Genomic DNA, 9,809 nt, shown 5'->3' with positions numbered 1-9,809 from the left:
CGCGCGTTCCCGATCGGGAACGCGCGATTTTGCATGGATGGACGGTTCAGCGCTTGCAGCAGCCGCCGTGGTCGCCCAACTGGAAGGAGGCGCACTCGGTGGAGGCGCAGTTGGTCACGTTGGAGTCGCAGCAACCCACCTTGATCTCGTTCAGGGTGCAGTAGTTCTGCTCGCCGCAGTGGTAAGCACAACTGTTCACAGAGCACTTGATGCTGTTGTTGGGGGTCTTGTTCATGGTGAGATTCCTCCTTGATTCCTTGGTATGACGCAAGGGAAGCACCGGCCCGCCCTGCGTGACAGGGTGGGAGCAGTGCTTCCCTAGTATGCGCCCCTGAGGGCGGAATATTCGGTTATTTTTTGGCGCCGGACTCCGGAAGGACCTTGGGGATGAAACGCTTGGCGAACCAGCCCTTGCCGCGGTTCTTTACATAGAAATAGCCGATAAAGGAGAACACCACCGCACCGATAAAGTTGACGAAGAGGTCTTTCATGGTGTCCAGGATGCCGATATCCAGATAACCGCCCAGGCCCAGTGGGTGCTGGGCTCCATCAGCCGTGACCACAATCACGTCGGTGATGTCGTGGATGGCCACCGGGGTGTTGCCGCCGGCGGGGTCCAGCATCACGGAGCCGATGGAGTGTACGATCGTGTCCTTCTGCATGTCCAGCAGGAACATCTGGTCCATAAAGCACTCGAAGAACTCCCACAGCACGCCGATTGTCATGGAGAAGCAGAAGGCCACCACCGCCAGATAGACCGGGGAGAGCTTGAAGGCCAGCCGCTCATCCCGGTTCAAAATGTCCAGCAGGGAGAAGCCGATGGCCGCGCAGAGAAAGCCGTTGAGGGTATGGAGCATGGTGTCCCAATAGGGAAACTGGACATAGTAAGCCTGGATCTCCCCCAGAATTTCCGCCGCAAAGATGAACAGGAGGATGATGATCTCCAGGGTGTCCGGGATATCAATGCGGATTGTGCGCTCGATGAAGCTGGGGATGGTAAACAGGATCAGGGTGAGTACGCATAAGAACACGTTTTCAAAGTTCCCGTTAAACACCTGTGCCACCAGGGCTAGCACCACCAGCACCCGTAAAATGACGTAGACCGCGGCCAGCCGGGGGTTCTCACGCACCTGTTCCTTCAATGTTTTATGATAACGGCCGGGAATTTTCCCTTTCTTTTTCATACGCTTCCTCCTGTTTCGGACGCCTCGGCGGTGGGGAGCAGCTCGGCGGACAGAGTGCGGTAGGTCTCGGCCGACTGGAGCAGTTCGGCGGCCTCCTCCGGCCGGAGGGAGCGCACCACCCTGGCCGGGGAACCCACCACCAGGCTGCCGGGCGGAATCACAGCTCCCTGGGTGACCAGCGCCCCGGCGGCCACCAGGCTGCCCGCGCCGATGGTGCAGCCGTTGAGCAGGATGGCTCCCATGCCGATCAGGCAGGTGTCCTCCACTGTACAGCCGTGGAGAATGGCACCGTGACCCACGGTCACGTCGCGGCCAATCACGGCGGGGCAGTCTGCGTCACAGTGGAGCACTGCGTTGTCCTGGATGTTGGAGCCCGCTCCCACGTGGATGGAACTCTCATCCCCCCGGAGCACAGCCCCGTACCAGATGCTGGAGGCGGCCTCCACCGTCACGCAGCCCACCAGGGTGGCGTTGGCGGCCAGCCGGGCGGCAGGGTGGATGATGGGCGAATGCCCGCGAAAGCGCTGTATCATGTCTGCTGGTTCCTCTCCCTTTCTACAGTGATATCTATCATTATAGCGCCTGTCCCCGGCGGTGGCAAGTCAAATCTCCCGCCGGCCCGGCATAGGATAGCTGGGAGGTGAAGCCAATGGACTTGAAGCGCAATCAGATCACGGTGGGGGAGCTGCTGGACCACCCGGGGGCCCGGGCGGTGTTTCAGCGCCGTTTCCCCATGCTGATGAAGCACCCCATGCTGGGAGCGGCCCGCACCATCACCCTGGAGCAGATTTTGTCTGTGGCCCAGGCATACGTACCGCAGAAGAAGATCGACGAGACCCTCAGTGAACTCCGCCGGGCGTAGATGCAAAAAGGGCGGGAGCGGCACTTGGCCGCCCCCGCCCTGCTTTATGCCGGCCGGCGGCGGGGCAGGCGGGCATACCAGCGCAGGGAATTGGGGTCTCCGGTCCGGCGCAGGAGCCGGGCGGTGAGGAGCGTGTCCAGCGCCGTGGCCAGCACGGCTGGAGGGAATGCCCACAGCGGAATCCGCGCCGCCAGCCAGGCCGCCGCCGGATGAATCACATGGAGGACGAGCAGGGCCAGTACCCCCCAGAACAGGGCGAACAGAAGGCATACCCGTCCGCCCAGATTGAGGGGCAGGTGGGAGTAATCCCAAAAGGATACCCGAAAGACCTTTTCATAAAACAGCCCGGTCACATACTCCACTGCCGTGCACACCAGGGCGGCGGCGGGGAAGAGAAGGGGCAGGCTGTCCTGGACCAGAGGCGGCAGGAGGAGAATGGCCAATGCCCCCAGGCCGTACACCGGGCAGATGGGGAGCACCAGCCGGCACTTCCGGTCCCGTTTGACTCCACCCACCAGGCGGACATAGGCCACCTCCACCAGAAAGCCGAGAAAACTGTAAATCAGAAAGTACCAAAACCACACCATAAAACCGCCCCGCTTCGTCCGTTTTTCATAGCATGAGGCGAAGCGGGAGAGATCATGTGATGCAGTTTTTAACAGGGCGGGGGGACTGACAAGGCGGAGGAGAAAAAAGTGTAAAAATTTGTCCGTTCTGCTCTTGCCCGGGCCGGGGGAAATATGATACGATAGAAAAAATTCAAAAGGGGAAATGAAGCGTCATGCGGCATCTGATCGACTTTGGAGACCTGACGAGGGCGGAGTGGGAGTCCCTGTACCAGCGGTGCAGTGATATTATGGACCACCCCGCCGATTTTATGGACGCCTGCCGTGGGCGGGTGATGGCCAGCCTGTTCTATGAGCCGTCCACCCGCACCAACTTTTCCTTCCAGACCGCCATGCTGCGGGTGGGGGGCACGGTGTTCGGCTTCGCCGACCCCAAGTCCACCTCCACCGCCAAGGGCGAGACCCTGAAGGACACCATCAAGATGGTGTCGGGCTATGCCGACGTGGTGGTGATGCGCAACCCCAAGGAGGGCGCGGCCAAGGCGGCCTCCCTGTACTCCGACGTGCCGGTGATCAACGCCGGCGACGGCGGCCACATGCACCCCACCCAGACCACTGCGGATCTCACCACCATCACCCGCCTGCGGGGCAAGGTGGACGGGCTGTCCGTGGGCCTGTGCGGCGATTTGAAGAACGGCCGCACGGTTCACTCCCTCATCAAGGCCCTGGCCAAGTTTGAGGGCATCAAGTTTTTCCTCATCGCCCCCCGTGAGCTGGCGGTGCCCGAGTACATGCGGGCCTTTATGCGGGAGCATGGCATGTGGTTCACCGAGGTCACCGGCCTGGAGGCCGTCATCCCTCAGTTGGATGTGCTCTACATGACCCGCATCCAGCGGGAGCGCTTCGTAGACCCCCTGGAGTACGAGCGCTGCAAGGGCGTCTACGTCCTCACCCGGCGGAAGCTGGACCGGGCGAAGAAGGAGCTGCTGGTCATGCACCCCCTGCCCCGGGTGGATGAAATTGCCATCGACGTGGACGACGATCCCCGGGCGGTCTACTTCGAGCAGGCCCGCTACGGAATGTACGCCCGCATGGCCCTGCTCACCGATCTGGCCAACCAGGAGCGGGAAAAGCCGGAGCCGGTGGAAATCGGCGTCAAGCCGGTGTGCTCCAACCCCAACTGCATCACCCAGACCGAGCACTACCTGCCTCCCCTGGTGAAGCAGAACGGCGGCGTGGACTGCTGCGCCTACTGCGACAAGGAGTTGCGGTAAAGGGGGGAACAACCTCCGCCGGACACGGGGATATCACGTTTTGCCTTGACTTTTTTCCCGATTTTGCATATACTAAATGCGATACACAGCGACGAAGGGAAGGAGTACCCGCGCGGGCGGTGCAGAGAGGGGCCGGATGGTGCAAGGCCCTCCGGCGGCGCGGGGAAGGTCGTCCCGGAGCTCCGGGCCTGAATACAGTAGGGCCCGGCGGGTTCTCCCGTTAGCGAGACAAGAGCGCCTCCATGGCTTCATGGGGGAATTCAGGTGGTACCGCGGACTTACGGGTTCGCCCTGAGCAACAGGCTTGGGGCGGGCCCTTTTGCTTTGCCCCGAAAAGGAGTGTAACAGATGAAAAAAGAACTGCCCAAGGTCTATGAACCCCGGGAGGTGGAGGGCCGCGTCTATGAGATGTGGGAGAAGAACGGCTGCTTTGAGGGCCACCGCGACCCGGACAAGCGCCCCTTCACCATCGTCATGCCGCCCCCCAACGTCACCGGCCAGCTCCACATGGGCCACGCCATGGACTGCACCCTCCAGGACATCCTGATCCGCTTCAAGCGGATGCAGGGCTATGCCGCCCTGTGGGTGCCCGGCACCGACCACGCCGGCATCGCCACCCAGATCAAGGTGGAGGAGGAGCTGCGCAAGAGCGAGGGCCTGACCCGCTACGATCTGGGCCGGGAGAAGTTCCTGGAGCGTGTGTGGGACTGGAAGCACAAGTTCGGCAACCGCATCGTGGAGCAGCAGAAGAAGCTGGGCGCCTCCTGTGACTGGAGCCGCGCCCGGTTCACCATGGACGAGGGCCTGTCCAACGCGGTGCGCCATGTGTTTGTGTCCCTCTACAACAAGGGCCTCATCTACAAGGGCAGCCGCATCATCAACTGGTGCCCCCACTGCGTCACCGCCCTGAGCGACGCGGAGGTGGAGTACAAGGAGAAGCCCGGCCACCTGTGGCACATCCGCTACCCCATCGCCGGGGAGGAGGGCCGCTATGTGACCGTGGCCACCACCCGGCCGGAGACCATGCTGGGCGACACCGGCGTGGCGGTCAACCCCGAGGACGGCCGTTACCGGGACATTGTGGGCAAGAAGTGCATCCTGCCCCTGGTGAACAAGGAGATCCCCATCGTGGCCGACGCCTATGTGGACATGGAGTTCGGCACCGGCTGCGTGAAGATGACCCCCGCCCACGATCCCAACGACTTTGAGGTGGGCCTGCGCCACAACCTGGAGTCCATCCGTGTGCTGGACGACAACGGCAAGGTGGTGGAGGGCTACGGCCGCTACTCCGGCATGGACCGCTACGAGGCCCGCAAGGCCATCGTGGCCGATCTGGAGGAGCAGGGCTACCTGGTGAAGGTGGAGGAGCACACCCACAATGTGGGCACCTGCTACCGCTGCGGCACCGACGTGGAGCCCATCATCTCCGCCCAGTGGTTCGTGAAGATGGAGCCTCTGGCCCGCGAGGCCCTGCGGGTGGTCAACGACGGGGAGGTCAAGTTCGTCCCCGACCGCTTCTCCAAGATCTACACCAACTGGATGGAGAACGTCCACGACTGGTGCATCTCCCGCCAGCTCTGGTGGGGCCACCGCATCCCCGCCTGGACGTGCGAGGACTGCGGCGAGATGACCGTCAGCGAGACCGATCCCACCGAGTGCCAGCACTGCCACTCCACCCACATCCGCCAGGAGGAGGATGTGCTGGACACCTGGTTCTCCTCCGCCCTGTGGCCCTTCTCCACCCTGGGCTGGCCCAACGAGAGCAGCGAGGACTTCAAGTACTTCTATCCCACCGATGTGCTGGTCACCGGCTACGACATCATCTTCTTCTGGGTGGCCCGGATGATCTTCTCCGCCTGCGAGCACACCGGAAAGCCCCCCTTCCACACCGTGTTCATCCACGGCCTGGTGCGGGACGACAAGGGCCGCAAGATGTCCAAGAGCCTGGGCAACGGCATCGACCCCCTGGAGATGGCCGACCAGTACGGCGCCGACGCCCTGCGCTTCAACCTGATCACCGGCAACTCCCCCGGAAACGACATGCGCTTCTACACCGAGCGGTGCGAGGCCATGCGCAACTTTGCCAACAAGATCTGGAACGCCAGCCGCTTCCTGATGATGAACCTGACCATCGACCGGTGTGAGCTGCCCGACCGGCTGGAGCTGGAGGACAAGTGGATCCTCTCCAAGCTCAACTCCGTCATCCCCGAGGTCACGGAGAACATGGAGCGCTACGAGCTGGGCGTGGCCGCCCAGAAGGTGTACGACTTCATCTGGGACTCCTACTGCGACTGGTATATCGAGCTGACCAAGACCCGCCTCCAGGGGGAGGACGAGGACAGCAAGCTCCGGGCCCAGCAGGTGCTCTGCTACGTGCTCACCGAGACCCTCAAGCTGCTCCACCCCTTCATGCCCTTTATCACCGAGGAGATCTGGCAGGCCCTGCCCCACAGCGGCGATTACCTGATGCTCCAGCAGTGGCCGCAGCACCGCGCCGAGCTGGACTTCCCCGAGGAGGAGAAGGCCATGGAGCTGATCATGGATGCCATCCGGGGCGTGCGCGCCCGCCGCGCCGAGATGAACGTGCCCCCCTCCAAAAAGGCGCAGCTCACCGTCTCCACCCTGGAGCGGGCCGTCTTTGAGCAGGGGATTCCCTTCCTCAAGCGCCTGGCCTACGCCAGCGACGTGACTGTGGAGGGCGTGACCGACGCGGGCAGCGACGACGCCATGACCGCCCAGGGCATGGTCACCGTCACCACCCACGCCGCCCGGCTGTTCATGCCCCTGGCCGAGCTGGTGGATCTGGAGAAGGAGAAGGCCCGCATTGAGAAGGAGCTCAAGAAGAACCGGGCCGAGCTGGACAAGCTGGAGGCCAAGCTGGGCAACCCCGGCTTTGTCAACAAGGCCCCCGCCCACGTGGTGGAGGCCGAGCAGGACCGGGCTGAAAAGCTCCGGGCCCTCCTGGCCAAACTGGAGGAATCCGCCGCTTCCATGGCGTAAACAGGATAAAAACGGAGAAATGCCGCCGCCCTCTTCGGCAGGCGGCATTTTCCGCGCGTTTTTGTTGCTTTTTGTAACACATCTGTAGTTGTAGAATGAGTCCCCAGCGGATAGAATAGATCAAACACAGGATAAAAACGGAAGGGGGGCCAAGCTCCATGAAAAAACTCATGCCGTTGCTGGCTCTTGTCATACTGCTGTCGGGCTGCTGGGGGTGCGTTCCGGCCAGCCCTGCGGAGAGCAGCGGCACGGCAGACCGGCCCACGCCTCCGGCTACCCAGACCATCCCGGACAGCCCCATTCCTTCGGCGGAGGCGAGCCCACCCCTGCGTACGCCCGCCCCCACGCCGGAGGAGGCGGAGCCCGTCCCCACACCCGTCCCACCTCCGACCCCGACCCCGGCTCCAACCTCCACCCCCGCGTCCGGGGCGGATGAGCCTGCGGACGAGGCCATCCTGGCGGCCTACGAGAAGGCGGAGGAGGCCTGGGGCTGGTTCGAGATTGCGCCCATGCCGCTGGACCGTGACGACCAGAGAACTGTGGGGGAGCAGGTCTACTGCCGGGTGGACTACCCGGGCATTAAAACCCTGGCGGATCTGCGGGGTTATTTGAAAAGCCTGTTTTCCGACGGGCTGGTGGAGGAGCTGCTCCCCGTGGACGGGACGCAGTATGTGGAGCTGGACGGTGCGCTCTACACCATCGACGGCGGCCGCGGCGCGGACATCACCAAGGGCGAAGAGACCGTCCAGGTACTCCGGGACGGTACGCCCGGCCGGTGCACCGTTCGGGTGACGGTGGAGGTGCTGGACCCGCAACAGGGATTTTCCGTGGTGGGGAGCGAGACCCACGATTTCCTCTACGAGCAGGTGGGGGAGCGGTGGATTTTTACCACCTTTTCAATGGTGCGATAAGGGATCGACGCAAATCGCATACCGGCTGTGCTATGATCGCAGTATACCAAATTTTGGTATACTGCGTTTTTTTGTGTCAACAAGGAGGGACAAGCTATGGCAGTGACCTGTACCGGCGAGGGGCGGGTGCTCCGGGCCGCCATCAGCGGCGAGGTGGACCACCACCGGGCGAGGGCCATCATGGAGGAGCTGAGCCGCCAGATCGACCTGGAGCTGCCCCGGTCGCTCACCCTGGATCTGGAGGGCGTGACCTTTATGGACAGCTCGGGTATCGCGGTGCTGCTGCGGGCCTACCGCCGCCTGGGAGAGCTGGGCGGCGCAGTCAAGGTGGTCCATGTCCCCGCCCAGGCGGGCAAGGTGCTCCGGGCGGCAGGGCTGGACAAGCTCATGGAATTTGAATGACGGGAGGTTTACATAAGATGAAACCCATCAATGAGGCCGCGGTGACCTTTCTGAGCCGCTCGGCTAACGAGGGCTTTGCCCGCACGGCGGCGGCCTGCTTCGCGGCCCAGCTGGACCCCACCCTGGACGAGGTGAACGACATCAAGACCGCCGTCAGCGAGGCGGTGACCAACTGCATCGTACACGCCTACCCCGACCGGCTGGGCAAGGTGTCCATGCGCCTGCGGCTGTTTGAGGATAACACCCTGGAGATCCAGGTCAAGGACTGGGGTGTGGGCATTGCCGACGTGGAGCAGGCCCGCCAGCCCCTCTACACCACCGGAACCGAGGAGCGCAGCGGCATGGGCTTTACCATTATGGAGAGCTTTATGGACGCCGTGAAGGTGCGTTCCACCCCCGGCAAGGGCACCGTGGTCACCCTGCGGCGCAGGGTCTCCCGCCGGATGGGGGCGCCCGTGTGAGCGTAGCGGATACACCCGCCCTGCTGGAGGAGGCCCGCCGGGGGGACAACGACGCCTGTGCCCGGCTGATCGAGGAGAACGCCGGACTGATCTGGAGCATCGTCCGCCGCTACTACGGCCGGGGAACCGACCCGGAGGATCTGTACCAGCTCGGGTGCCTGGGATTTCTGAAGGCGGTGCGGGGCTTTGACCCCGCCTTCGGCTGCCAGTTCTCCACCTACGCCGTGCCCAAGATTGCCGGGGAGATCCGCCGCTTCCTCCGGGACGACGGGGCGGTGAAGGTGAGCCGGGGACTGAAGGAGCGGGCGGGGGCCATCCGCTCCGCCCGGGAGCGCCTGTCCGCCCGCCTGGGCCGGGAGCCCGCCCTCTCCGAGCTGGCGGAGGAGACCGGCCTGGAGCCGGAGGAGATCGCCGCCGCCGAGGAGGCAAACCTCCCCGTGGCCTCCCTCCAGATGGAGACGGGGGACGGCTTCACCCTGGAGAGCGTGCTGGGCACCGAGGGCATGGAGGAGGCCATCGTGGAGCGGGAGGCCCTGCGGGGAGCGGTGGCCGCCCTGCCCGAGCGGGAACGGCAGGTCATCCTGCTGCGCTACTTCCGGGGTATGACCCAGGATCGGACCGCCAAGGTGCTGGGAGTCTCCCAGGTGCAGGTCTCCCGCATCGAACGCAAGGCCGTGGAGCACCTGCGCCGCAAGCTGGAGTAGGGGCGGCCTATCTTGCCCCTTTGGCGTAATTTGCCCTAGCCCATCGGCTTGCACTTCCGCAACCCTGTAGGGGCGGCCTTTATGGCCGCCCGCGGGCGACCACAAGGGTCGCCCCTACGCCGTGATACGTTGAGGCGGGCATCCCCCTAGCATAGGGGCCGCCGCCCCAGGGCAGCCTCTCTTGCCCCTTTGGCGTAATTTGCCCCTAGCCCATCGGCTTGCACTTCCGCAACCCTGTAGGGGCGGCCTTTATGGCCGCCCGCGGGCGACCACAAGGGTCGCCCCTACGCCGTTATGCGTTGGGACGGGCGTCCCCCTAGCGTAGGGGCCGACGCCCCAGGGCGGTCTTCCTTGCCCCTTTGGCGTAATTTACCCCTAGCCCATCGGCCTGCGCTTCCGCAACCCTGTAGAGGCGGCCTTTATGGCCGCCCGCGGGCGACCACCA

The 9,809-nt window shown here is 63.9% G+C and carries 11 protein-coding genes and 1 other annotated feature; of the genes, 7 read left to right on the top strand and 4 right to left on the bottom strand.

Annotated features, from left to right (window positions below):
- Positions 1–46 precede the first annotated feature (46 nt).
- The 3 genes from HMPREF0372_RS18465 to HMPREF0372_RS18455 form a co-directional block, all read right to left on the bottom strand.
- Complete coding sequence (locus HMPREF0372_RS18465; protein WP_007495903.1) at positions 47–235, bottom strand: DUF1540 domain-containing protein; 189 nt, start codon at positions 233–235, stop codon at positions 47–49.
- A 115-nt stretch (positions 236–350) separates the two neighbouring features.
- Positions 351–1,184 (bottom strand): hypothetical protein, encoded by an 834-nt coding sequence (locus tag HMPREF0372_RS20955; RefSeq protein WP_007495901.1) that lies wholly within the window; start codon positions 1,182–1,184, stop codon positions 351–353.
- Positions 1,181–1,717 carry a gamma carbonic anhydrase family protein gene (locus HMPREF0372_RS18455; RefSeq protein WP_007495896.1) on the bottom strand — a complete coding sequence of 179 codons (537 nt, stop codon included), beginning with the start codon at positions 1,715–1,717 and terminating at the stop codon, positions 1,181–1,183. The genes HMPREF0372_RS20955 and HMPREF0372_RS18455 overlap by 4 nt, the downstream gene beginning before the upstream one ends.
- Positions 1,718–1,833: 116 nt before the next feature.
- Here HMPREF0372_RS18455 and HMPREF0372_RS18450 point away from each other — a divergent pair, with 116 nt between their 5' ends.
- Positions 1,834–2,046, top strand: a complete 213-nt coding sequence (locus tag HMPREF0372_RS18450) for a hypothetical protein (RefSeq protein WP_007495894.1) — start codon at positions 1,834–1,836, stop codon at positions 2,044–2,046.
- A 44-nt stretch (positions 2,047–2,090) separates the two neighbouring features.
- Here HMPREF0372_RS18450 and HMPREF0372_RS18445 read toward each other — a convergent pair whose 3' ends face one another.
- Complete coding sequence (locus tag HMPREF0372_RS18445; RefSeq protein WP_007495892.1) at positions 2,091–2,633, bottom strand: putative ABC transporter permease; 543 nt, start codon at positions 2,631–2,633, stop codon at positions 2,091–2,093.
- 194 nt (positions 2,634–2,827) lie between these two features.
- Between HMPREF0372_RS18445 and pyrB the strand changes: the two genes are divergently transcribed.
- The 6 genes from pyrB to HMPREF0372_RS18415 all read left to right on the top strand — a co-directional run bounded on the left by pyrB (position 2,828) and on the right by HMPREF0372_RS18415 (position 9,364).
- Positions 2,828–3,886, top strand: a complete 1,059-nt coding sequence (pyrB, locus tag HMPREF0372_RS18440; RefSeq protein WP_007495890.1) for an aspartate carbamoyltransferase — start codon at positions 2,828–2,830, stop codon at positions 3,884–3,886.
- An 82-nt stretch (positions 3,887–3,968) separates the two neighbouring features.
- Positions 3,969–4,183: a binding site (T-box leader), on the top strand.
- 51 nt (positions 4,184–4,234) lie between these two features.
- On the top strand, positions 4,235–6,886 hold the full coding sequence (locus HMPREF0372_RS18435; RefSeq protein ID WP_007495887.1) for a valine--tRNA ligase: 2,652 nt from the start codon (positions 4,235–4,237) through the stop codon (positions 6,884–6,886).
- A gap of 158 nt (positions 6,887–7,044) precedes the next feature.
- Positions 7,045–7,797, top strand: a complete 753-nt coding sequence (locus tag HMPREF0372_RS18430; RefSeq protein WP_007495885.1) for a hypothetical protein — start codon at positions 7,045–7,047, stop codon at positions 7,795–7,797.
- A 96-nt stretch (positions 7,798–7,893) separates the two neighbouring features.
- Positions 7,894–8,199 (top strand): STAS domain-containing protein, encoded by a 306-nt coding sequence (locus tag HMPREF0372_RS18425; RefSeq protein ID WP_007495883.1) that lies wholly within the window; start codon positions 7,894–7,896, stop codon positions 8,197–8,199.
- A gap of 17 nt (positions 8,200–8,216) precedes the next feature.
- Positions 8,217–8,660: an anti-sigma F factor gene (gene spoIIAB / locus HMPREF0372_RS18420; protein WP_009259275.1), complete on the top strand. Its 444-nt coding sequence runs from the start codon at positions 8,217–8,219 to the stop codon at positions 8,658–8,660.
- Positions 8,657–9,364, top strand: coding sequence for a sigma-70 family RNA polymerase sigma factor (locus HMPREF0372_RS18415; RefSeq protein ID WP_007495881.1), 708 nt, complete (start codon positions 8,657–8,659; stop codon positions 9,362–9,364). Before spoIIAB ends, HMPREF0372_RS18415 begins: the two co-directional genes overlap by 4 nt.
- Positions 9,365–9,809: the final 445 nt, after the last annotated feature.

Origin of the sequence: Flavonifractor plautii ATCC 29863 (assembly GCF_000239295.1) — a bacterium.
Lineage (GTDB): Bacteria > Bacillota > Clostridia > Oscillospirales > Oscillospiraceae > Flavonifractor > Flavonifractor plautii.
Note: the sequence above shows the minus strand (reverse complement) of the source record. Positions and strands in the feature narration are given on the sequence as shown.